This window comes from Gilliamella sp. Occ4-3, assembly GCF_001690675.1.
In the GTDB taxonomy this organism is placed as follows: domain Bacteria; phylum Pseudomonadota; class Gammaproteobacteria; order Enterobacterales; family Orbaceae; genus Gilliamella; species Gilliamella bombi.
The window spans coordinates 1-23,545 of the sequence record NZ_LZHR01000121.1 but is presented as its reverse complement, the minus strand read 5'-3'; the positions used below and the strand labels follow the sequence as shown (position 1 = coordinate 23,545).

General features: G+C 35.2%; 23 protein-coding genes, 1 tRNA gene and 1 pseudogene. 19 read left to right on the top strand and 6 right to left on the bottom strand.

Annotated features, from left to right (window positions below; genetic code table 11):
- Nucleotides 1-77 precede the first annotated feature (77 nt).
- The 4 genes from fabZ to rnhB are packed head-to-tail and all read left to right on the top strand — an operon-like array spanning nt 78 to nt 3,083.
- Entirely contained in the window at nt 78-524 is a 447-nt protein-coding gene (fabZ, locus tag A9G44_RS12765) for a 3-hydroxyacyl-ACP dehydratase FabZ (protein WP_034910827.1), read from the top strand.
- Nucleotides 525-568: 44 nt separating this feature from the next.
- On the top strand, nt 569-1,348 hold the full coding sequence (gene lpxA / locus A9G44_RS12760) for an acyl-ACP--UDP-N-acetylglucosamine O-acyltransferase (RefSeq protein WP_065611494.1): 780 nt from the start codon (nt 569-571) through the stop codon (nt 1,346-1,348).
- Entirely contained in the window at nt 1,348-2,499 is a 1,152-nt protein-coding gene (lpxB, locus tag A9G44_RS12755; RefSeq protein WP_034910820.1) for a lipid-A-disaccharide synthase, read from the top strand. Before lpxA ends, lpxB begins: the two co-directional genes overlap by 1 nt.
- Nucleotides 2,493-3,083 carry a ribonuclease HII gene (gene rnhB, locus A9G44_RS12750; RefSeq protein ID WP_034910816.1) on the top strand — a complete coding sequence of 197 codons (591 nt, stop codon included), beginning with the start codon at nt 2,493-2,495 and terminating at the stop codon, nt 3,081-3,083. The genes lpxB and rnhB overlap by 7 nt, the downstream gene beginning before the upstream one ends.
- A gap of 1 nt (nt 3,084) precedes the next feature.
- On the opposite strand, the gene A9G44_RS13615 is transcribed toward rnhB, so the two are convergent.
- Both A9G44_RS13615 and A9G44_RS13860 read right to left on the bottom strand, forming a co-directional pair.
- Nucleotides 3,085-3,255: a peptidoglycan peptidase gene (locus tag A9G44_RS13615; protein ID WP_081298353.1), complete on the bottom strand. Its 171-nt coding sequence runs from the start codon at nt 3,253-3,255 to the stop codon at nt 3,085-3,087.
- A gap of 96 nt (nt 3,256-3,351) precedes the next feature.
- Nucleotides 3,352-3,806: pseudogene (locus tag A9G44_RS13860) on the bottom strand (transposase); the annotation flags it as partial.
- 161 nt (nt 3,807-3,967) lie between these two features.
- On the opposite strand from A9G44_RS13860, the gene recC reads away from it, so the two are divergent.
- From recC to lysS, 13 genes are all read left to right on the top strand, one after another.
- Nucleotides 3,968-7,177 (top strand): exodeoxyribonuclease V subunit gamma, encoded by a 3,210-nt coding sequence (gene recC, locus A9G44_RS12745; RefSeq protein WP_065611492.1) that lies wholly within the window; start codon nt 3,968-3,970, stop codon nt 7,175-7,177.
- Between the two features lie 8 nt (nt 7,178-7,185).
- Nucleotides 7,186-7,965, top strand: a complete 780-nt coding sequence (locus tag A9G44_RS12740; RefSeq protein WP_065611490.1) for a TatD family hydrolase — start codon at nt 7,186-7,188, stop codon at nt 7,963-7,965.
- Between the two features lie 67 nt (nt 7,966-8,032).
- Nucleotides 8,033-8,998, top strand: a complete 966-nt coding sequence (gene panS / locus A9G44_RS12735; protein ID WP_065611488.1) for a ketopantoate/pantoate/pantothenate transporter PanS — start codon at nt 8,033-8,035, stop codon at nt 8,996-8,998.
- Nucleotides 8,999-9,126: 128 nt separating this feature from the next.
- A complete protein-coding gene (locus A9G44_RS12730; RefSeq protein WP_065611521.1) occupies nt 9,127-10,530 on the top strand; it encodes a DHA2 family efflux MFS transporter permease subunit in 1,404 nt (467 codons plus the stop codon).
- Between the two features lie 4 nt (nt 10,531-10,534).
- A complete protein-coding gene (locus A9G44_RS12725; protein WP_065611486.1) occupies nt 10,535-11,167 on the top strand; it encodes an MBL fold metallo-hydrolase in 633 nt (210 codons plus the stop codon).
- A gap of 160 nt (nt 11,168-11,327) precedes the next feature.
- Nucleotides 11,328-11,915, top strand: a complete 588-nt coding sequence (locus A9G44_RS12720; protein ID WP_051634174.1) for a biotin transporter BioY — start codon at nt 11,328-11,330, stop codon at nt 11,913-11,915.
- Nucleotides 11,899-12,474 (top strand): YiiX/YebB-like N1pC/P60 family cysteine hydrolase, encoded by a 576-nt coding sequence (locus A9G44_RS12715; RefSeq protein ID WP_034910810.1) that lies wholly within the window; start codon nt 11,899-11,901, stop codon nt 12,472-12,474. The genes A9G44_RS12720 and A9G44_RS12715 overlap by 17 nt, the downstream gene beginning before the upstream one ends.
- A 98-nt stretch (nt 12,475-12,572) precedes the next feature.
- Nucleotides 12,573-12,648: transfer RNA gene (locus A9G44_RS12710), tRNA-Asn, on the top strand.
- Nucleotides 12,649-12,859: 211 nt separating this feature from the next.
- Entirely contained in the window at nt 12,860-13,588 is a 729-nt protein-coding gene (locus A9G44_RS12705; RefSeq protein WP_065611484.1) for a type 1 glutamine amidotransferase, read from the top strand.
- A 25-nt stretch (nt 13,589-13,613) separates the two neighbouring features.
- Nucleotides 13,614-14,465, top strand: a complete 852-nt coding sequence (locus tag A9G44_RS12700; RefSeq protein ID WP_218837605.1) for a VanW family protein — start codon at nt 13,614-13,616, stop codon at nt 14,463-14,465.
- 121 nt (nt 14,466-14,586) lie between these two features.
- A complete protein-coding gene (locus A9G44_RS12695; protein ID WP_065611480.1) occupies nt 14,587-15,213 on the top strand; it encodes a Fe-Mn family superoxide dismutase in 627 nt (208 codons plus the stop codon).
- 189 nt (nt 15,214-15,402) lie between these two features.
- Nucleotides 15,403-16,501, top strand: a protein-coding gene (prfB, locus tag A9G44_RS12690) for a peptide chain release factor 2 (protein ID WP_143426420.1) whose coding sequence is annotated in 2 segments (ribosomal slippage) — nt 15,403-15,477 and nt 15,479-16,501 — 1,098 coding nt in all. Because the reading frame shifts where the segments join, the coding sequence is not laid out codon by codon here.
- Between the two features lie 30 nt (nt 16,502-16,531).
- Nucleotides 16,532-18,049 (top strand): lysine--tRNA ligase, encoded by a 1,518-nt coding sequence (gene lysS / locus A9G44_RS12685; protein ID WP_065561673.1) that lies wholly within the window; start codon nt 16,532-16,534, stop codon nt 18,047-18,049.
- 317 nt (nt 18,050-18,366) lie between these two features.
- Here the strand turns inward: lysS and A9G44_RS12680 are convergent, their stop codons facing one another.
- Together A9G44_RS12680 and upp are read right to left on the bottom strand one after the other, a co-directional pair.
- The gene (locus A9G44_RS12680) at nt 18,367-19,626 is read right to left on the bottom strand and encodes a uracil-xanthine permease family protein (RefSeq protein WP_081298355.1); all 1,260 of its coding nucleotides are present in this window, start codon (nt 19,624-19,626) and stop codon (nt 18,367-18,369) included.
- 102 nt (nt 19,627-19,728) lie between these two features.
- Complete coding sequence (gene upp, locus A9G44_RS12675) at nt 19,729-20,355, bottom strand: uracil phosphoribosyltransferase (RefSeq protein ID WP_034910795.1); 627 nt, start codon at nt 20,353-20,355, stop codon at nt 19,729-19,731.
- A 248-nt stretch (nt 20,356-20,603) separates the two neighbouring features.
- On the opposite strand from upp, the gene A9G44_RS12670 reads away from it, so the two are divergent.
- Nucleotides 20,604-20,954, top strand: coding sequence for a DUF805 domain-containing protein (locus A9G44_RS12670; RefSeq protein ID WP_065611476.1), 351 nt, complete (start codon nt 20,604-20,606; stop codon nt 20,952-20,954).
- Nucleotides 20,955-21,020: 66 nt separating this feature from the next.
- Here the strand turns inward: A9G44_RS12670 and gntR are convergent, their stop codons facing one another.
- Entirely contained in the window at nt 21,021-22,025 is a 1,005-nt protein-coding gene (gene gntR, locus A9G44_RS12665) for a gluconate operon transcriptional repressor GntR (RefSeq protein WP_065611474.1), read from the bottom strand.
- A complete protein-coding gene (gene ung, locus A9G44_RS12660; RefSeq protein WP_034910789.1) occupies nt 22,022-22,711 on the bottom strand; it encodes a uracil-DNA glycosylase in 690 nt (229 codons plus the stop codon). Before ung ends, gntR begins: the two co-directional genes overlap by 4 nt.
- 204 nt (nt 22,712-22,915) lie before the next feature.
- Here ung and grcA point away from each other — a divergent pair, with 204 nt between their 5' ends.
- A complete protein-coding gene (grcA, locus tag A9G44_RS12655; protein ID WP_034910787.1) occupies nt 22,916-23,299 on the top strand; it encodes an autonomous glycyl radical cofactor GrcA in 384 nt (127 codons plus the stop codon).
- The last annotated feature ends 246 nt before the right edge of the window (nt 23,300-23,545 follow it).

Genomic DNA, 23,545 nt, shown 5'->3' with positions numbered 1-23,545 from the left:
AATCATCCTTGAGTGAAAGTGGTATCCTCAGTTATAATGTTAAAAATTTATAGTAATAATGTATAAGGATAGCTATTTTGACTACCGAACTTAATACCCTTGATGTTGAAGAAATCATCAGCCTGTTACCTCATCGTTATCCGTTTTTAATGGTTGATAGAGTTCTTAGTTACGAGAAAGGTAAAACACTAAAAGCGATAAAAAATGTTACTGTGAATGAGCCATTTTTTCAGGGGCACTTTCCAAATAAACCCATTTTCCCTGGTGTTTTGATTTTAGAAGCAATGGCTCAAGCGACTGGGATATTGGCTTTCAAAAGTATTGAAGAGCTATCACCAGGTCAACTTTATTATTTTGCTTCCATTGATAAAGCACGTTTTAAACGCCCTGTAGTGCCAGGAGATCAGCTTATGCTCGATGTTGAATATATTAAAGAACGTCGTGGTATTGCATTATTCCATGGTGTTGCAACTGTCGATGGTAAGTTAGTTTGTGAAGCTGAAATGATGTGTGCCCGTAAATAATCGTTTTTTAGCATTTCCCCCAAAAACAGTATTAAGGAATAATTATGGCAATGGAGATACATCCAAGCTCAGTGATTGAAAAGGGAGCAAAAATTGGCGATAACGTCAGAATTGGTCCGTTTTGCTTTATTGGTGAGAATGTTGAAATTGGTGACGGTACTTTTTTAAAATCACACGTTGTTATCAATGGTCACACAAAAATTGGTAAAGATAACCAAATCTATCAATTTGTTTCGATTGGTGAGGTAAACCAAGATTTAAAATATCGTGGAGAGCCAACACGCACTGAAATTGGCGATCGTAATATGATTCGTGAAAGCGTAACTATTCACCGTGGCACTGTTCAAGGTGGTGAATTAACGCGAATTGGTAGTGATAATTTATTGATGATTAATGCACATGTTGCTCACGATTGTCATATTGGTGATCATTGTATTTTAGCAAATAATGCCACTTTAGGTGGGCATGTTCAATTAGATGATTATGTAATTATTGGCGGAATGACTGCCGTTCATCAATTTTGTGTGATCGGATCACATGTTATGGTTGGTGGTTGTTCAGGTGTTGCTCAGGATGTTCCGCCTTATGTTATTGCCCAAGGTAATCATGCAACACCTCATGGCGTAAATTATGAAGGCTTAAAACGTAGAGGGTTTAGCAAAGATGCTTTGCAGGCGATTCGCAATAGTTATAAAATCCTTTATCGAAATGGCTTAACGTTTGAAGAGGCAAAAGTTGAAATTGAAACCATTGCCAAACAACACTCTGAAATCCAATTGTTTATTGACTTTTTTGCCCGTTCAACGCGTGGCATCATCCGTTAATGGCTAATGAAACACTAGTCATTGCATTAGTCGCTGGAGAAGCCTCGGGCGATATTCTTGGCGCAGGATTGATTTGTGCGCTAAAAAATTACCATTCTAATATTGAATTTGTAGGTATAGCGGGTCCGAAAATGCAAGCCGAAGGCTGTAAAGCTTGGTACGAAATGGATGAATTATCGGTCATGGGAATTGTTGAAGTATTGGGGCGATTACGCCGTATTTTATCTATTCGCCGAGATATCACTAAACGCCTAGTTAAACTCAAGCCCGATATATTTATTGGTGTTGATGCTCCCGATTTTAATCTTTCCCTAGAAGGAAAATTAAAGCAAGCTGGCATTAAAACAATTCATTATGTTAGTCCATCTGTTTGGGCTTGGAAGCAAAAACGCGTTTTCAAAATTAAGCGTAATACTAATCTTATTTTAGCCTTTTTACCTTTTGAAAAAGTCTTTTATGATAAGTTTGATGTTCCTTGTCGCTTTATTGGGCATAAGATGGCGGATGATATTCCTTTAAATCCAGATCAAACAGCTATGCGTCAACAATTAGGTGTTCCCTTAAATAGCCTTTGTTTATCATTATTACCGGGTAGCCGTCATGCTGAAGTGACATTATTATCAGCACCTTTTTTAAAAGCAGCAAAGCTATTACGAGAGCGTTATCCTAATATACATATTCTAGTACCTTTAGTTAATGCTAAAAGACAAAAAGAATTTGAACAAATCAAAGCTCAAGTTGCACCAGAACTTAAAATACAGTTACTACATGGTCAAGCCCGTGAAGCGATGATTGCGAGTAATGCAGCAATCTTAGCATCGGGGACTGTGGCATTAGAATGTATGTTAGCTAAGTGCCCAATGGTAGTTGGGTACAAAATGAAAGCATTAACTTTTTGGTTAGCTAAAAAATTAATTAAAACGCCTTATGTGTCTTTACCTAATATTTTAGCCGGTAAAGAGATTGTACCTGAATTGTTGCAACAAGATTGCACACCAGAAAATATTGCCAACCGTATTATCCCTTTTTTAGAGGGAGATAATTCAGAACTAAAACAGACATTTTTATCTTTGCATAATCAAATTCGTTGTAATGCTGATGAACAAGCTGCTAAAGCTGTACTTGATGTATTAAAGGAGCCACATTGTTAGAGTTTACCTATCCAGATGTCACTTTAATTGCAGGTGTTGACGAAGTTGGGCGAGGTCCACTTTGTGGCGATGTTGTTACCGCTGCAGTTATTTTAGATCCTAACAAGCCCATTAAAGGCTTAACTGATTCTAAAAAACTAACCGAAAAAAAACGAGAACATCTATTTGATATTATCAAACAAGATGCTTTAGCTTGGAGTGTTGCAAGAGCATCTGTGGACGAAATTGATAAATTAAATATATTACATGCTTCCATGCTTGCTATGCAGCGAGCTGTATCTAAATTACCTATTAACCCCAATTTTGTATTAGTTGACGGTAATCGTTGCCCCGATTTTGGTATACAAACACAAGCTGTAGTTAAAGGCGATTTATTAGTGCCAGAAATCAGTGCTGCGTCTATTTTAGCTAAAGTTACACGCGATCGTGAAATGGTTGAGCTTGATAAATTATATCCACAGTATGGACTTGCTAAACACAAAGGTTATCCAACTAAAGCGCATTTGGCTGCAATAAAGGAACATGGTATTAATCATTTATACCGTAAAAGTTTTGGACCAGTTAAGAGTTTAACATTATTTTAATTCACGATTGTTTATCAACCGTTGGCAGCAATGGTGAGTTAAAAATAGAAACTGGTAAAATGACCATTTCTTGATAAGGAATTTTGTTTCCATAACATTTTTTCAATTTCTTCTTCACGGCAGACGATGAAAGATTAAAATCTTTGATAGTTTGTAATTGGCCAATTTTCAATTTAAGTGCCTTATCATAAATTATTTTCCAAACTACTTGTTTTTATTTAGCAATTTCGCTATTAGGGTCTGTTGAACTTTTGTGTTCATATATTAATCAATAATACATTGGTAGCCACATAAGTATAAATACCAGCAATAACATGCAGGCATAATTGCTTTCTAATTTATCATATCTTTTTGAAATTGAACGATACTGCTTAATTCAGTCAAACGCATTTTCAATTAAATGGCGATATTTATACAGATATCAATCCATGCTATTAACAGAAAGGTGGATTTTAGTTGAGTTTCCTCCATAGCTTTTTCCTATCTGTTCTTAATGCTGAGTTGCTGCATTTTGAGCTATGTTGATGCGCTCGTATAATAGAATCATCGAGGAAAGCCCATTCGATATTAGCTATACTTAATAATTTTTTGATAATATATTAATATACCTTTTCTAGACCATAAATTAAAACGTCTATAGACTGTATTCCATTAACCAAATATAGTTGATTAATCTCGCCAAGGAATACCCGTTCTCATTCGGAACAGTATTCCTTCAAATGTCATTATGCCATTTAAAAAATTACCATCAAAGATAAACCCCCATTCATTATTACTCGTTAATGGCTATCTTACTTATAAAATTGATACTAGAATAGCAACTAGATTTATTAATAACGATCAACGATAATCTTAACCCAATCTTACTAATAATTAGTGTTGTTATGTTTACCATTTATCATTCAAATCAAGTCGATTTACTCAAAACATTATTAAGTGAATTGATGCGCAGGCAACCATTAGAGGATGTATTTACACCTGATGTTGTTATGGTGCAAAGTCAAGGCATGGCACAATGGTTGCAAATTGCGTTAGCGGATGAACTAGGTATCGTGGCTAATGTTGATTTTCTTTTTCCAACTCAGTTTATTTGGCAACTTTATCAAGTCTTGTTACCAGAGGCGCCAATTGAAAATAGCTTTAATGTTGAATCAATGAGTTGGCGTTTGTATTATTTATTGCCTCAAGTTATTAAACAACCTGAGTTTAGTGCGCTTAAACATTATCTTGATATTGATAAGCAAGATAAAAAACGATATCAGCTCGCAACGCGTATTGCACGATTATTTGACCAATATTTAGTTTACCGTCCAGATTGGCTAGCAAAATGGGAGGCAAACCAGACTGTTGCCGAATTGAAGCATCATTCTGATGAAACGTGGCAAGCGGAGTTGTGGCGAAAACTAATATCAATTAGCCAACCTTATCATCGCGCTAATATTTATCAACAAATGCTTGAAATGTTATTAAATAATAACTTTGAACGTTCACGTTTAGATGCATTACCTAATCGTATTTTTATTTTTGGTATTACTTCTCTTCCTCCTATTTATCTTTCGCTACTTTCAGCACTTGGGCAACATATTGATGTCCATTTAATGTTTAATAATCCGTGTAAATGGTATTGGGGCGATATTGCTGAAAAACAGTTGTCAGATATATTAAATACACCCGATAAAATACCCAATCCTCTGTTAACCTCATGGGGAAAACTTGGGCGAGATAATCTATTTTTGTTACAAGAATTTAATAATAAGCAAGATATTGAAGCGTTTGCCGATCAGGATCGTTCTTGTCTATTACATGCTATTCAGCAAGATATTTTAGAACTGTATCAAACCGATTTTGATAATAAAACTTTTGCCGTAACAGATAAGTCGATTTCGTTTCATGCCTGCCATAGTGAACAACGTGAAGTTGAGGTATTGTATGACTACCTGCTATCGGTTTTTGATGCAGATCCTACGCTGGAGTTGCGCGATTGCATAGTTATGGTATCAGATATTGATAAGTATGTTCCTTATATTCGAGCCGTCTTTGGTAATGCTGTTGAAAAGCGCTATTTACCTTTTACTATTTCAGATCAAAAAGCACGAAATATCGATCCTATCGTTCAAGGCTTTTTTGCCATTTTAAATTTTCCAAATAGTCGATTTACAGCAGAAGAACTATTTAATTTACTTGAAATCCCTGCTATTGCCGAAAAATTCGCTATTAACGAATCTCAATTAACCTTGTTGCGAACTTGGATTGTTGAGTCAGGCATTCGTTTTGGACTTGATAGTGCACATAGTTGGTTATTTGGGCTTGAGCGGTTATTACTCGGTTACACGATGAACAGTGAACAAGGCGGTTGGCAACAAATATTACCTTATGATGGTGCAACAGGTTTAGATGCCGAATTAATAGGCCAATTAGCCGAATTTATTAAAGTTGTAAGTAAGTGGTTTGCTATCTTAAATGAAGAAAAACCGCTAATTAATTGGCAACCTTGTTGCCTTGAATTAATCAATGACTTTTTTGTAAGTAATGTTCAACGTGAATCCATTTTATTGATGATCGAAGAAGAATGGCAAGAACTGATTAATAGTGGATTATCGGCTTGTTATACAGATAATATTTCTATCACTATTCTACATGATGCTATGCAATCACGCTTAGAGAAAAATCATTTAGCGCATCGTTTTTTAGTTGGTAAGATAAATTTTTGTACCATGATGCCAATGCGTTCTATTCCATTTAAAGTTGTTTGTTTACTTGGTATGAATGACGGCGATTATCCAAGAACGTCTCTTCCACTTGATTTTGATTTAATCGCACAACATCCAAGACGAGGGGATCGTAGCCGTCGCACAGATGATCGTTACCTTTTTTTAGAAGCAATTTTATCTGCGCAAAAACAGTTGTATATCAGTTATATTGGTCGCGATATGAAAGATAATAGTGAACGTTATCCTTCTATACTTGTTGATGAGTTTTGGGAATATATTGGCCAATATTATGGCAAGGCTAAAAATAATACAGATGGCACTACAAATAGCTTAGATTTTTTATGTGTAAACCATACACGCACACCGTTTAACCCCAAAAATTTTTTACAAGAACCCAAAAGCTATGCCGATGAGTGGTTACCTGCAGCATTGCAACAAGGTGAAAGTCAGTTATTTATTAGTGAAATACCAATTATTAGTGTAGATAATATTAATCTTGATGAATTAAAACGATTTTACCAGCACTCTATTAGGCTATTTTTACAAAAACGGTTTAATTTTTATATAAATTATATGGATGATACCTTACCAGATGCCGAAAACTTTAATCTTGATAGCTTAAAGCGCTATCAATTAAACTTACAGATTTTAAATGAATTAATTGCCAATAGATCGCAACAATCAGATGATTTCTATCAACGATTAGCGTTAACAGGTGACTTACCAGATGGTGCGTTTGGTGAAATTATTTATGATAATCAACTTGAATCTCTGCAACCTTTGGCCAATAAAGTTGACCAAAAACGTTTAGTCATGACAACGCAAGAAGTTAATTTAACCATTTCATCTAATGATCAACATTACCAATTACAAGGTTGGTTAACTCACATTCAAGACGATGGTATATTGACATGGCGACCGTCAAAGCTTTCGATTCGCGATGGTATTTCGTTGTGGATTGATCATTTAATTTATTGCATTTTAAATCCTGATAAAATTGATAGTCAAAGTCGTATGTATGGTCGGGACGATAATGAATGGCAATTTTCACATTTAAATGCAGATCTGGCCTTAACTATATTAACTAATTTAGTTGAAGGCTATTTGCAGGGTATCAATGAACCATTATTAATGCCATTAAAAAGCTCGTGGAGTTGGTTAATTACAGCTTATGATAAAAAAACAGGTCAGATTATCGCTAGTGAAAGAGCTATCAGTCAACTTTTAAATTCATGGCAAGGCGGATTTAACCAATCCGCCGAGTGTGACAGTTATTATACTCGTCTTTATCCTGAGTTAACCGATACACTGATTGAACAAATTACATTTACCGCTGAACGATTTTTATTGCCAATTTTATTACATCAAACAACGGCAGAATAAGAGGCATTATGTTTATTGATACACATTGTCATTTTGATTTTCCACCTTTTAGTGATTTTCTTGCTGATTCAATAAATAAGATTCGCCAAGCGAATATTGTTGGATTAATTATACCCACAGTTAGTGCTAACTATTTTGATGCTGTTTTACAACTTACGAATAATTACCATGAACTTTATGCCGCTTTGGGGTTACATCCTATCTATCAACATACTATGGCTGATTTAGAACTATTAACCAATATTGTTAAAATAAAACCTAAAAAATTAGTTGCCATTGGTGAAATCGGGCTCGATCGCTACAATTTAAGTATCGATTGGCAACAACAATTATTATTTTTTAGGTCACAATTAACAATTGCCAAACAGTTTGATTTACCCGTTTTAATACATTCACGCAAAGCGCACGATGTTATGTACCGTGAATTACACAAGGCCAACTTACCTTGTTGCGGCGTAATACATGGTTTTTCAGGTAGTTATCAACAAGCCATGCAATTTGTTAAGCTGGGTTATTATATTGGTGTAGGTGGCGTAATTAGTTATGAACGTGCAAATAAAACTCGCAATACAATTGCTCAATTACCACTTAGCAGCCTAGTACTTGAAACAGATGCGCCCGACATGCCGTTAAGTGGGCGTCAAGGTCAAGCAAATCGCCCTGAATATATCACTGAGGTTTTTAAAATATTGACACAATTACGCACTGAATCACCAGAACACATACTTAACACAATTTTAACAAATACCTTGACGCTATTTAGTGGAATCAATAGAATAAAAATTTAACAAGCAACTAAAATAAATTTACTATTATTATGAGGTTATTTTAGTAAACCAACGACAGTAGGTTTATATGGCTAGACAATTGAATCAACTATTTGCTCAATCTATTTCCTCTCTCACCCGATTATTTCCTTTGTGGGCAGTTTTGTGTGCGGTTATGGCCTATTTTTCTCCTGATACTTTTACACCTATACGTCCCTATACATCACAATTACTCATGTTTGTGATGTTCACCATGGGCGTTACATTAAGTATTGATGATTTTAAACGTGTAGTCACCAAACCTAAAGCGGTGGTTATTTGTACTTTGCTACATTATATTGTTATGCCGTTAACTGCTCTAATTTTAGCAAAACTGTTTACAATGAGACCAGAACTATTGGTTGGCATGGTGTTAGTTGGAAGCGTAGCTAGCGGAACAGCATCAAATGTGATGATTTATCTTGCCAAAGGTGATGTTGCATTGTCTGTTACAATTTCATCTGTTTCGACACTTGTGGGAGTAGTTATAACACCACTGATAACACTACTATTAGTTGGAACAACAGTTGAAGTCCCTGTTTGGGGAATGCTTGTACATATTGTACAGATTGTACTAATACCGATTATATTAGGATTAATTGTTCACCATTTCTTAAATGCTATTGTTAAAAAATGTGAGCAATTTTTACCACTTTTATCAATGATTTGTATTTTATTAATTATTTGTATCGTAGTAGCAGGTAGCCATACTCAAATTGGCCAAGTAGGGGGCACTGTTATTTTTGCAGTTGTGATTCATAATGCGTTAGGATTGCTTGGTGGTTACTGGGGAGGACGTTTATTTGGTTTTGATGAATCAACCTGCAGAACCATGTCACTTGAAGTAGGAATGCAAAACTCTGCCCTTGCAGCTACTTTAGGCACCACCTACTTTTCGGCTTTATCGGCTCTGCCTGCTGCAGTATTTTCTGTTTGGCACAATATTTCAGGCTCATTACTGGCTGGTTATTGGCAAGGTAAACCAGTAAAGAATCAGAAAAAATCCAATCATTAACAAATAATATTGTAAAATAGCATTCATCAGCTCTCTTTCTTAATCAACTCTAAATAAGAGAGCTTAATTTTTTGAGCTTATATCCAACCGCTCCACTAGCATTTAAATTAATTTTAGGCCAAATTAAAATGAATAGCGAATTACAGTTACCACCGTTTGTCTATCGTATATTACCGTGGATTGCGGCGTTTGCATTCTTTATGCAATCACTTGATACCTCGATATTAAATACAGCCCTCCCCACTATGGCTAACGACCTCAATGAGTCCCCATTAAATATGCAATCAGCCGTGATAAGTTATGCTTTGACCCTTGCATTATTTATTCCTGTTAGTGGTTTTTTATCTGATAAATTTGGCACTAGAAATATTTTTGTCATGGCCGTTTCACTATTCACACTGGGTTCATTACTTTGCGCTTTATCTAATTCATTAATTTTTTTAGATATATCACGAGTAATCCAAGGCATTGGAGGCTCCATGATGGTGCCTATATCACGTTTAGTATTGATAAAATCTTTTAAGCGTAGTGATTTTTTAGCTGCTTTAAATACTGCCACGATTCCTGGATTAATTGGTCCCGTTTTAGGGCCTGTATTGGGAGGATATCTGGTTGATATGGTAAGTTGGCACTGGGTGTTTTTTATTAATTTACCCATTGGTATTTTAGGTATAATAATTAGTTGGAAATACATGCCTAACTTAAAAGGCCAACACATGCCTTTTGATTTATTAGGCTTTATATTTATTGTTGTTAGCTTTATTAGCGCCACTTTGAGTGTAGAGATTTTAAACCAAAATCAGACATATTATTGTCCATTACTACTTGCGACAATTAGTCTACTTTTTTTATTTATTTATCGTGAATATGCAAAAAAGAAACAAACTCCATTATTCCCACTATTGCTATTTAAAATCCGTACGTTCAAAATAGGAATTATCGGAAATTTAATTTGCAGATTAGGTATATCAGGTGTGCCTTTTCTTATTCCACTATTATTACAAGTAGGATTTGGTTATTCAGCTATTTTTGCCGGCATTATGTTGATGCCAATGGCCATTGCTTCAATTTGTACTCGAATCTTTATTCCGCATATTTTAGCACGTTTAGGTTACCGTTTCGTACTAGTTACTAATACAATTTTAGCTGGCATAATGATTATTTTAATGTCAGTATTAAATTTATCGACACCACTTATTCTTATCAGTTTATTGCTATTTTGTATCGGTGGAATCAACTCCATGCAATACACAGCCATGAATAGCATAACCTTAGCTAATCTAGAAAACGACAATACAAGTAGTGGAAATAGCTTAATGGCAGTAAATCAACAATTAGCAATTAGTTTTGGTACCGGATTGGGTGCTGTTTTATTACGCTTAATTAGCACCACAACAGGTACTATTCACGCATTTCAGTTAACATTTGTTATACTTGGTATGATTACCGTTTTATCAAGCATTATTTTTGCACAATTAAAAAAAGAAGACGGACGAAATCTAACCAATCATCAGCAAGAAATAAGGAGATAAATCTATGTTTCAGTACCAAATCATCCCAGTTACAACTTTCCAAGAAAATTGTAGTATCATTTGGTGCGATCAAACCATGGAAGGTGCATTTATTGATCCCGGAGGTGAACCCGAACTGCTTATAAAAGCGGTTGAAAAGCTAGGCGTTAATATTAAGCAGATCTTATTAACCCATGGACATTTGGATCATGTTGGTGCTGCAACTATATTGGCTAAACATTATGATGTGAAGATTATTGGACCAAGCCAAGAAGATGAATTTCTATTAACAAGTTTACCACAACAAAGTACACAATTCGGTTTTCCTTATACTGATAGCTTTTTGCCTGATCGGTGGTTAAAAGAAGGTGAGCAGATTCAAGTTGGTAATATTAGACTTGATGTACTTTTTTGCCCGGGTCACACTCCGGGACATATTGTTTTTATTAACCATTTGGATAAGCTGGCTTTTGTCGGCGATGTATTATTTAAAAGTAGTATAGGAAGAACTGATTTTCCACGAGGCAACCATGCCGATTTAATTTCATCAATCACTAACAAATTATTACCACTTGGGGATGACTTTATTTTTGTACCAGGCCACGGACCTATGTCTAGTTTTGGTCATGAACGAGTTAGTAATCCTTACTTAGTTTAAGTAACAAATTATTTTAATTATCACACTCTTTATTTTAGAGTGTGATAAAAATATCCTATATCTTACACACTCCAATGTAAACTAATTAAAAACAAAAGAGTTTACAATAGCAATAGTTGCGCTATTATAGTTCTACTATTTATATAAAAGGTAGAAAATAATGAAACTTCAACCGACTTCGTATTATCCAACATTTATCACTACACTTGTAAATTTATCTTCTTGGCAACGTAAATTATTAACCACAACAAGTGCAGCATTACTTTTAGGATTAGCCGCTAACATTAGTATTCCAACTTACCCTGTTCCATTTACATTACAATCATTGGCTGTATTGTTAATTGGTGCTTTTTTAGGTCGTAAACTAGGTGCATTAGCAATAATCCAATACCTTATTTTAGGTGCAATTGGGTTACCGCTATTTGCCAATGGTAGTGGTGGAATCATGGCGTTAGCATCACCATCTTCAGGTTACTTATATGGCTATGTATTTAGTGCCTATTTAGCAGGGTTTGCAGCAGAAAGAGGTTATGATCGTCACTTTATTTTAGGTTTAATTGCATTCGCTTGTGCGCATCAATTGTTATTTGTATTTGGCGTTGTCTATTTAATGGGCTATTTACACATCACGCTAATTGATGCTTTAAAAGTGGGTTATCTGCCATTTGTTGGTGTGGATGCGCTTAAATTTATTATTGCAACTTGTGTAATGTTTTCGCTATGGCGCTATCGTGCTAAAAAACAATAATATCCAATGTGGAGATATTATCTTCCAAAGCCTAAAAAAAAATAATGCTTTTAATGGCGCTGTAAGCCTTTCAGGTGCATTGCCAAAGATAGATGAAATAACCAAAAGTATTAATCATGTTGGTTTATATATTGGAAATAATACCGTTATTGAAGCAACGCAAAACTATGGCGTAATTGAACAATTGTTGACTAATTTTATTTGTGCAGCTAAGCACAATATCATTGGTAGAATCCATGATTTAGTTGTTATTCAAAATGCATTAAGGCGGGTAAAGAAATGCTTGGGTTCACCTTACAATCACAGCTTTCATCCCAATGCAGATGGGTTTTATTGTAGTGAACTAATTACTTATGCCTTTAAAACTGAGCAAGGTAATGATTATTTCGCATTATATCCAATGAATTTTAAAGATTTAGCGACAAATGAGATTTTATCTTATTGGGTTGATTATTATCGCGAGCTAAATCAGATTATTCCACAACATGAACTAGGATCGCACCCACAGCAATTACTTAGACAGCGCCATTTATTCAAGACAATCCTAACACTTGAATGATAATAAAAGGAGGAAATTTTACACAAAAAAAACATTTAAAATAATTTAACTATTGACATAGCACCATTAAATCTATAATATGCGCGCTACATTTCGGTTCCTCCATAGTTCAGTTGGTAGAACGGCGGACTGTTAATCCGTATGTCACAGGTTCGAGTCCTGTTGGAGGAGCCAATTTTCAGATTTTCTTATTTATCTTTCCCTGTTGTTTCATATTTTAAGTAATTTCTTTTTACCTGTTTTTTATCGTGTTAGTTCAAAATTCTGTATTGCAATTGCAAATAAATTATTCATAATAACTCAAAAATAAATTTATATCCTTTGATATAAATTTTATCAAATCATAATGTTAATAATAATATTTATAGACAAGAAGGAGTTATTAATGCATATACATTTTATTATTCATGAGGATTTTGAAGCGCCCGGAGCTTATGAACAATGGGCGATAAATAATCATCACACTATAACTTATTCTCGCGTTTACCTTAATGAACCACTTCCTAATAGCATTGATGATATCGACTTTCTTATTGTTATGGGCGGTCCACAGTCACCATCAACGACCAAACAAGAATGTGCTCATTTTGATTCTAAAGCAGAACAAGCCATTATTTTATCAGCAATAAAAGCAGAGAAAGTAGTCATTGGTGTATGTCTTGGTTCACAATTAATCGGCGAAGCTCTAGGGGCAAGTTATAGCAACAGCCCAGAAAAAGAAATTGGCAAATTCCCTATTATGTTAACTCAAATCGGTAAAACAAATCCTTTGTTTACTGATTTTGGTAGTACATTAGAAGTCGGTCATTGGCACAATGATATGCCGGGTTTAACCAAAGATGCTCAAATTATTGCTTATAGTGAAGGATGTCCTCGTCAAATCATTGCATACAGTAATTTTGTTTATGGTTTCCAATGCCATATGGAGTTAACACCTGAAGTAGTCGAATTATTAATTACCCATTCACAAAAGGAACTTAGCCAAGCAGGAAAATACCGCTTTGTCGATACACCAGATAAGCTTCGCTCTCATGATTACACTGAAATGAATCAAAAACTTTTCACTTTTCTCGACAAGTTAAGCCAACGCTATCTGTCACCTTTAGAAAAATGACTGATTATATATTGTCGATAAGGGAATGGAAAATATGCAGGATATTATTATCGATAAACCGATAAAACGCAGTAAATTAAGGCTAAAATTAGGCAAAGAATATTTTATCTTAAAACGAAAATTTGATTGGTGGCGACATCGTAACGCATATTGCGCTGTCGACATAAATAATAATACATGTTGTTATTCACACAAAAAACATCAGTCTGTTTTATTAAGACAACTAAAAGATGTTGATATGTATTTACAATATAACAAAATCACTAATCTTAGATTAGCAATTGAAAAACTTAATGGTTCAATCATTAAGCCTAATCAACGTTTTTCGATCTGGCAAAAAGTAGGACGCCCATCCAAAAAACGGGGATTTTTAGAAGGACTATCATTACATAATGGACAGATAGGCAAAGATATTGGTGGAGGATTATGCCAATTAGGTAATTTGATTTATTGGATTGTATTACACTCCGATCTTACAATCATAGAACGTTGGCGTCATAGTTTTGATGTTTTCCCTGATATTAATCGAACGATTCCTTTTGCTTGTGGCGCCACCCTATCTTATAACTATGTAGATTTACAGTTAATCAATAAAACCAATAGCACTTACCGGCTTAATCTTTGGCTTGATGATCAATATTTACATGGCGAATTACTTGCTGATACCCCCTTAAGTAATCATTATGAAATCCTAGAAACCGATCATCGTATTGAACAACAATGGTGGGGAGGTTATACCAGACATAATAAAATATGGCAACGTAAAACACATTTAATTGATAACCATGTTGAAGAAAAGCTCATCAGCGAAAACCACGCAATTATGATGTATACCCCATTTATAGCAAATAATGAAGACGAATTGAAAAAGCAATAGTCATTCTGATAACAGATAGTCACTAACTATCTAAGTGATAGTTTGAGAGCTATACTAATAGCCCGTATACTCATGAAATAAAGTAGTTAATAATACCTAATATATGAAAGGAGCAAATTTCATGGCTTATACTTTACCTCCATTACCTTATGCTTATGATGCATTAGAACCTTATATTGATTCTGAAACTATGCATCTGCATCACGATAAACATCATCAAACCTATGTGAACAATGCAAATGCCATTCTTGAAACTTTGCCAGCTGAATTAAAAGAACTTTGCCCTAGCACTTTGTTAAAAAATTTAGATAAAGTACCTGCTGACAAAATTACGGGTATTAAAAATAACGTAGGTGGTCATGTTAATCACACTCTTTTCTGGGAACTATTAAAAGTTGGTACTGAACTAAAAGGCGATTTGAAAGCGGCCATCGAAAAAGATTTTGGTTCAGTTGATGCATTTAAAGAAAAATTTGCATCAGCGGCAGCAACTCGATTTGGTTCAGGTTGGGCTTGGTTAGTATTACAAAATGGTAAACTTGAAGTTGTTTCTACAGCCAATCAAGATTCACCGATAATGGGCGAAAAATTTGCTGGTGTTTCTGGTACGCCGATTTTAACACTAGATGTTTGGGAACATGCTTATTATTTGAAATATCAAAATCGCCGTGTTGATTACATTGGTGCATTTTGGAATGTAGTTAACTGGGATAAAGTTGCTGAGCTATACGCTGAAGCAAAAAAATAACTTGATTGTACTCATATTCTTTTCACCTTAAAAAGTGGCGCCTAGTGCGCCATCTTTTCTTTTCGAGCAATGCTTTATTTACTGAGTCAAAGTCAAAAATAGTAATTGGCAATTGCTAAATTATGCCCAAATCCGCTACAATGAACGCTTGTTTAATAAATCATAAAACTGAGCAACTCCATTTAAATCATGTTTGAAATTAATCCAGTTAAATCAAAGATAGCAGAACTTACCGAACGCACAGCCGTGATTCGGGGGTATCTTTGACTATGATCTAAAAAAAGAACGGCTAGAAGAAGTCAATGCCGAGCTAGAGCAATCCGAAGTATGGGCCGATCCAGAAAAAGCACAAGCATTAGGTAAAGAACGCGTTGCACTTGATGAAATAATCAATACCATTCATTCATTAACTCAAGGTCTTGACGATGTTGAAGGCTTGCTTGAACTTGCTATTGAAGCTGAAGATCAAGATACTTTCGATGAAACTAATTTTGAACTTGAACAGTTAGAGAAAAAACTGGCTGGACTTGAATTCCGACGAATGTTTTCTGGTAAATATGATAGTGCAGATTGTTATTTAGATATCCAATCAGGCTCAGGGGGAACTGAAGCACAAGATTGGGCAGAAATGTTACTTAGGATGTATTTACGCTGGGCTGAATCAAAAGGTTTTGCAACTGAAGTGATGGAAGTATCGGATGGTGATGTTGCTGGTATCAAATCGGCAACGATTAAAGTATCGGGTGATTATGCTTACGGTTGGTTACGCACAGAAACTGGAGTACACCGCCTAGTTCGCAAAAGTCCATTTGACTCAGGCAATCGACGCCATACCTCGTTTGCTTCTGTATTTGTTTATCCTGAAATTGATGATGATATTGATATCGACATTAACCCTGCCGATCTCCGTATCGATGTATACCGTGCGTCAGGTGCTGGTGGTCAACATGTAAATAAAACTGAGTCTGCTGTACGAATCACTCATATTCCTACGGGTATTGTTACTCAATGTCAAAATAACCGTTCACAACACAGCAATAAAGATCAAGCAATGAAACAGTTAAAAGCAAAACTGTATGAGCTTGAGATGCAAAAAAAGAATGCTGAAAAACAACAAATGGAAGAGACTAAATCTGACATTGGTTGGGGAAGCCAAATTCGCTCTTACGTACTTGATGATTCGCGTATCAAGGATTTGCGTACTGGCGTTGAAACTCGTAATACACAGGCCGTATTAGATGGCGATTTAGATCAATTTATTGAAGAAAGCTTAAAAGCAGGTTTATAAACCGCTTGGTTATAAATAAAAGGTAAAACTATGTCAACAGAGCAGCAAGATCAACAAAACCAAATTGAAGAGTTAAATAATGAACTAAAAGTACGTCGCGAAAAGCTCGCTCATCTTCGCGAACAAGGTATTGCTTTCCCTAATGATTTTCGCCGTGATGCGATTTCTAGTGATCTCCATAAACAATATGGCGATAAAACTAACGAAGAACTGATTGAAAAGAAAATTATTGTAACTGTGGCTGGCCGTATGATGATGCGTCGTATAATGGGTAAAGCCTCGTTTGTTTCTCTACAAGATGTTGCTGGACAAATCCAACTTTATGTTACTCGTGATGATCTCCCTGAAGGTTTTTATAACGAGCAATTTAAAAAATGGGATTTGGGAGATATTGTCGGCGCTAAAGGTTACCTATTTAAGACTAAAACTGGTGAGCTTTCTATCCACTGTGAAGAAATTCGTTTATTAACTAAAGCTCTTCGCCCATTACCTGATAAGTTTCATGGACTTGCCGATCAAGAAATGCGTTACCGTCAACGTTACTTGGATCTTATCACAAATCAAGAATCAAGAGAGACTTTTAAAGCGCGTTCCAAAGTTGTCAGTGAAATCCGCAACTTTATGATTGAAAACCACTTTATGGAAGTCGAAACGCCAATGATGCAGGTAATTCCGGGTGGTGCATCAGCTAAACCATTTATTACGCATCACAATGCGCTTGATTTAGATATGTATATGCGTATTGCGCCAGAACTTTATCTAAAACGATTAGTTGTAGGCGGCTTTGAGCGGGTATTTGAAATTAATCGCAACTTCCGAAATGAAGGCGTATCACCAAGACATAATCCAGAATTTACCATGATGGAAATGTACATGGCTTATGCTGATTACAAAGATCTGATCGTATTAACAGAAACATTATTCCGTCGTTTAGCTATTGCGGTAACAGGTGATGCTGTTGTGCAATATGGTGAACATACGTTTGATTTTGGTAAACCATTTATCAAAATGACCATGCGTGAAGCCATTTGCCATTACCGCCCTGAAACCAATAATGCAGACTTAGATGATTTTGATAAAGCTTGTGCTATTGCACAGTCAATTGGCATTAAAATTGAAAAAGGTTGGGGACTTGGTCGTGTTGTGACTGAAATTTTTGAAGAAGTGGCTGAATCGAACTTAATTCAACCAACTTTTATTACCGAATACCCAGCAGAAGTATCACCGCTTGCTCGCCGTAACGACGAAAACCCATTTGTAACAGACCGATTTGAGTTTTTTATTGGTGGTCGTGAAATTGGCAATGGATTCTCAGAACTTAACGATGCTGAAGATCAAGCTCAACGCTTTGCTGATCAAGTATCACAAAAAGATGCAGGTGATGATGAAGCGATGTTTTATGATGAAGATTATATTACAGCGCTCGAGCACGGTTTACCGCCTACAGCAGGACTTGGGATCGGTATTGACCGTACCGTGATGCTATTTACCAACAGTCATACAATTCGTGACGTAATTTTATTTCCAACCATGCGTCCAATCAAATAAAACGGTTTATCATTAAAAACACACTTATTTTTTGATAAGTGTGTTTTTATACTGAAACACATACTTACCTGAAACTTTTTGACAAAAAACAGCGATAAGCATATAAAAAGAAACAATCCATCCATTGATTATAAAACTGCATAATTCTATACATAGATTTTGTGCTTGCTATGAAGTGTGATAACCACCATATTGATTAAAAATGCAAAAATAGGTTTGCCACAAAAAAATAGAAAGGCTAAAAAGAGTGATAGGTTAATACAGTTATATTATAAATATCGTTGGCTATAAAAATAACCAACGATATAGCAGTTAATTTAGTGGCTATTAGTTGATTTGACTTGATGTGGCAAGATAAGATTTAACACAATAGCTAAAATACCGCATAAACTAATACCTTGCAGTGTATAAGAGCCAAAATCAAAGATCATCCCTCCAATACCAAAGACTAAAACTAATGAAACAATACACATATTACGCGGTACAGATAGATCGACTTTATGTTTAACTAAGATATTAATGCCCACTGATGCAATAGAACCAAACAGTAACACCATAATCCCCCCCATTACTACAGTTGGAATTGAACTTAAAAATGCACCAATTTTTCCGATAAAAGACATTAAAATTGCCCAAAGAGCTGCCCATGTCATTACTCGAGTTTTGAAATTGCGAGTTAGCGTTACTGCACCAATCACTTCTGCATAAGTAATACACGGTGGTCCACCAAAAAATCCTGCCATCGAAGTTGCTAGCCCATCACCAAGTAATGTACGCTGTAAACCGGGATCGCGTGTATAGTCTTTACCTGTTACCGAACCAATCGCCATAATATCACCAACATGTTCAATGGTTGGCGCAATGACAATTGGGATCATATACAAAATGGCTTGCCAGTGAAATTCAGGAAAAGTGAAATCGGGAACTTTAAACCATGGTGCGTCAATAATAGGCAGGAAATTGACAATACCAAACATGCAAGAGAGCGTATAACCAACTACAATACCTGAAATAATAGGTAATAATTTTAAAAAACCTTTTGCCCAAATAGCAACCACTAAAGTTGTTAATAATGATGCCATTGAAATAATAATCAATTGATAATTTTCGGCTTGCAGTCCACTATCTTTACCCATTGCCATACCTATAGTAACAGGTGCCAATGATAAACCAATAACCATAATAATTGGTCCAGTTACAACTGGTGGTAATATACGGTCAATAACATGGCTACCATTGATTTTTACTAAAAAAGCAAAAAACATAAAAACAAAACCCGCAGCCACTAAACCGCCTAAAGTGGCAGGAATGCCCCATTGAGCAACACCAAATGAAATAGGGGCAATAAAAGCAAATGATGACGCTAAAAATACAGGAACTTTACCTTTAGTTGTCAATTGAAATAATAAAGTACCTACTCCAGCAGTAAAAAGAGCTACATTCGGGTTTAACCCTGTTAATAGTGGAACTAACACCAATGCACCAAATGCGACAAATAACATTTGCGCTCCAGTAAAAATATCTTGCCAAGAATGCTTATGCAGTGATGTTATATTTTTTGTTTTATCTGTTGTGATATTGCTCACATCTCGCCTCTCTTACTTAACGAAGTTTATTGTATAACTTACCTGATTAACAGGCATAAAAAAACCGGATTAACCGGTCTAAATTTTGAGATTTTATTTTGTGCCGAAGATTTTGTCTCCAGCATCACCCAGTCCAGGTAATATGTAGCCTTTTTCGTTCAACCTCTCATCAATCGATGCAGTATAAAGTTCAACATCAGGGTGAGCTTGTTCAAGCACTTTAATACCTTCTGGTGCGGCAACTAAAACTAATACTTTAATATTTTTACAACCTGCTTTTTTAAGCAAATCGATTGTCGCCACCATTGAGCCACCTGTAGCTAACATTGGATCAACAACTAAAGCCATTCGCTCTTCAATATCCGAGGTTAGTTTTTGAAAATAAGGAACAGGTTCTAACGTTTCTTCGTTACGGTAAAACCCGACAACGCTAATACGGGCACTTGGCACATGCTCAAGCACACCATCCATCATACCTAAGCCGGCACGCAAAATAGGTACAACCGTAATTTTTTTACCCTTAATACGTTCTACTTGAACAGGTCCACACCAACCGTCTATTGTTACTGTTTCAGTAGGTAGATCAGCCGTTGCTTCATAAGTTAATAAACTGCCAACTTCACTGGCAAGATCACGAAAGTCTTTGGTGCTAATATCGTGTTCACGCATTAATCCAATTTTATGACGTACAAGAGGGTGTTTTACTTCAACTATTTTCATGGAGGGCCTCAGTGTTATTTTCTATAATCTGTTAGCTGGTATAAATAACCACTGAGCGATAATTCTAACATAGTTATCACTTTATGAAAACCTGAAATCAACAGCCTTATAGGCAATGTAAATATTGATAAAAAATAAAAATAAAAAAATTTAACGATAAAAATCAGTTTTATTTTCGTTTTTTTTTCATTAAAACAGCCGTCCCAAATAATTTATTTCAGTAATTAATTTAAAAAAGGAATATAGGAATGAATTGGTTTATTGACTGTATTACAAAAAATTATGCAAATTTTAATGGACGAGCTCGTCGTACAGAATATTGGATGTTCATTTTATTCGCTACTATTTTAACTTTTATCGCAATAATCATTGATAAAATGATTGGAAGTCCTTTAGTGGTAACTATTATCTTAACGTTGGCATTAATCCTTCCTAATTTAGCTGTTACTGTACGCCGCTTACATGATACAAGCAAATCAGGTTGGTGGGTTTTGTTACAACTTATTCCATACATTGGTGGTATTATTATATTTGTATTCTGCGTACTGGACTCAACACCAGGCAGCAACCAATACGGTGAAAACCCTAAAGGGTTATAATTTACTAATAACCTTATCACTAAACGTGATAAGGTTAAATCATTATCAATGTCATCTTCTACCTTATTAAATACTTTCTCCGTTTAAATACTCAACAGGTAAATCAATCACTTTTTTATTAATTTGTTCACCATTAATCCGTTTTAATAACAGCTCAGCTGCAATTTTTCCCATTTCAATTCTTGGTGTTTGTATAGATGCCAATTTGGGATTCATAAATTGACCAATTTGGTGTCCATGAAATCCAACAATCGCTATCTGTTTTGGCACTTCAATCCCCACCCGTTGGCATTCAAGTAATACCCCTAAAGCCAAATCATCATTGGTACTAAAAATACCATCAACACAAGGAAACTCTTTTAAAATTTGATGCAAAAATCTTGCCCCTAATTCATAAGATGATGCTTCTTTAGTCGCTAGCGTCCGAGGTGTCAACCCAACTTCTTCCATAGCCTTTTCATATCCTTTTTGACGTATAATACTTCGTTGATCTTGTCTTGCACTAAAATAGACAATATTACGGCGGCCTTTATCTATCATTTTATCAATCATATTCTTGGTTGCAGTAAAATTATCAAATCCAACAGCCATATCAATACAAGGTGAAACACTGTCCATAATTTCAACTACAGGAACACCCGAAATTTCAATCATCTTTAATGTTGCTGGAGTATGTGTTCTTTCCGTTAAAATTAACCCGTCAATATTATAAGAAAGTAATGAGCGTAAACGTAACTCTTCTTTGTCAGCACTGTATCCGGTATGAGTGATCATGGTTTGATATCCTCTTACATCAGTCACCATCTCAATACCTTTTAAAATATCGGCGAAAACCTGATTGGTTAAAGAAGGGAACACAATACCAATGGCATTACTTTTAGCGTTAGACAGCATATCGGGAGCTTTATTAGGAATATATCCTAACTTATCTATTGCGGCTGAAATTTGTAATTGAAGTGGTTTAGATACAAGATTGGGATTGCGTAAAAAACGACTCACTGTCATTTTACTAATCCCGATTAAATTTGCAATTTCCTGCAAACTTGTTCGGCGTCTTTTATTATTACTCATGTTTGTTTTTCCGCTAGTCTTGGTTGCCAATCTATTGCTTTTTTACCTTGTTGCATAATAAGATCATTCGCTTTGGAAAAGTGCTTACAGCCAAAAAATCCACGATGAGCTGATAATGGTGATGGATGCACCGATGTTAATACATGATGTTTTTGGCGATTAATAAACTGCCCCTTTTTTTGTGCAGGAGATCCCCACAATAAAAAAACCACACCTTCAAGATACTCATCGATTGCCGCTATCACATTATCAGTAAAAGTTTCCCAACCTATTTTTGCATGAGAATGCGCTTGCCCCGCTTCAACAGTCAACACATTATTTAATAGTAATACACCTTGAGCAGCCCAAGAAGCTAAATAGCCATGAGAAGGAATTGTAAAACCATCAATATTGGTTGCCAGTTCTTTATAAATATTAACTAACGATGGTGGTGTCTTAACTCCGGGTAAAACAGAAAAAGAAAGACCGTGAGCTTGATTAGGACCATGATAAGGATCTTGCCCTAAAATCACCACTTTGATTTGATCAAATGGTGTAAAACGAAACGCATTAAACACATCATGCTGAGGCGGGTAAATTATCTTGCCATTAGCACGCTCAGTCTTTACAAATTGCATTATTTGTTGAAAATAAAGTTTTTGTTTTTCTGCACCAATAACTTCATGCCAAGTCAATTTTGTTGTCATATTTTGATATCACTCATCAATAATGCCAGTGTTTCTGGGCAATAACTAATATATTTCTACATAATAACCTATCACAAAAGAAAATAGAAATTAAAGGTATTACTTATCGAAGCAATAGTTTTTTTTGACTTTTATCAAATTTTTAAAGTGCTATATTAACCATAATTATTTTAGGGCAATAAGGCCCCGTTAGGAGGATTTAAAATGATTACAGGTATCCAAATTACTAAAGCAGACAACTCAGCACTTCTAAACTCTTTCTGGTTATTAGACGACTCTACAAAAGAAGCTCGTTGTGTAGCTGCTAAATCAGTTTATAAAGAAGATCAAATCATTCCTACTGCAGAACTTGGTCAATTCGAATATCGCGAAGTTCCATTAGATGTTGCTCCAACTGTAAAAGTTGAAGGTGGTCAACATTTAAATGTGAACGTTCTTCGTCGTGAAACTTTAGAAGACGCTGTAAAACACCCAGAAAAATACCCACAATTAACAATTCGTGTTTCTGGTTATGCAGTACGTTTTAACTCATTAACAGCAGAACAACAACGTGATGTTATTGCTCGTACGTTTACAACTAAAATTTAATAAAATAACAAAAGTTTTTAACCCAGCATTTGCTGGGTTTTTTATAATAAATAAGATATTTATTCCGAATTTAATTTTTCATCTTATCAGATTAACTATTTTATCCTAGTGATGTTAAATATTTCAGCAATACTTCTGTTAATTTCGATGCGTTAGTCCTTTTTATGTAGTTGACATTAATATAAAAAAAAGAATTTTCTTGCCTAGATTACACCATGAAGTGCAATTCTTCTTAACTCCTTAGAA

Excerpts from the sequence above, each read along its gene's own strand:
- panS (WP_065611488.1), top strand. The coding sequence starts at position 8,033 with ATGGCTAGACAATTGAATCAACTATTTGCTCAATCTATTTCCTCTCTC.
- gntR (WP_065611474.1), bottom strand. The coding sequence starts at position 22,025 with ATGAGTAATAATAAAAGACGCCGAACAAGTTTGCAGGAAATTGCAAAT.
- A9G44_RS12670 (WP_065611476.1), top strand. The coding sequence starts at position 20,604 with ATGAATTGGTTTATTGACTGTATTACAAAAAATTATGCAAATTTTAAT.
- A9G44_RS12700 (WP_218837605.1), top strand. The coding sequence starts at position 13,614 with ATGGAAAATATGCAGGATATTATTATCGATAAACCGATAAAACGCAGT.
- A9G44_RS12725 (WP_065611486.1), top strand. The coding sequence starts at position 10,535 with ATGTTTCAGTACCAAATCATCCCAGTTACAACTTTCCAAGAAAATTGT.
- recC (WP_065611492.1), top strand. The coding sequence starts at position 3,968 with ATGTTTACCATTTATCATTCAAATCAAGTCGATTTACTCAAAACATTA.
- ung (WP_034910789.1), bottom strand. The coding sequence starts at position 22,711 with ATGACAACAAAATTGACTTGGCATGAAGTTATTGGTGCAGAAAAACAA.
- upp (WP_034910795.1), bottom strand. The coding sequence starts at position 20,355 with ATGAAAATAGTTGAAGTAAAACACCCTCTTGTACGTCATAAAATTGGA.
- A9G44_RS12705 (WP_065611484.1), top strand. The coding sequence starts at position 12,860 with ATGCATATACATTTTATTATTCATGAGGATTTTGAAGCGCCCGGAGCT.
- lpxB (WP_034910820.1), top strand. The coding sequence starts at position 1,348 with ATGGCTAATGAAACACTAGTCATTGCATTAGTCGCTGGAGAAGCCTCG.
- A9G44_RS12720 (WP_051634174.1), top strand. The coding sequence starts at position 11,328 with ATGAAACTTCAACCGACTTCGTATTATCCAACATTTATCACTACACTT.
- lpxA (WP_065611494.1), top strand. The coding sequence starts at position 569 with ATGGCAATGGAGATACATCCAAGCTCAGTGATTGAAAAGGGAGCAAAA.
- A9G44_RS12695 (WP_065611480.1), top strand. The coding sequence starts at position 14,587 with ATGGCTTATACTTTACCTCCATTACCTTATGCTTATGATGCATTAGAA.
- A9G44_RS12730 (WP_065611521.1), top strand. The coding sequence starts at position 9,127 with ATGAATAGCGAATTACAGTTACCACCGTTTGTCTATCGTATATTACCG.
- A9G44_RS12740 (WP_065611490.1), top strand. The coding sequence starts at position 7,186 with ATGTTTATTGATACACATTGTCATTTTGATTTTCCACCTTTTAGTGAT.
- lysS (WP_065561673.1), top strand. The coding sequence starts at position 16,532 with ATGTCAACAGAGCAGCAAGATCAACAAAACCAAATTGAAGAGTTAAAT.
- grcA (WP_034910787.1), top strand. The coding sequence starts at position 22,916 with ATGATTACAGGTATCCAAATTACTAAAGCAGACAACTCAGCACTTCTA.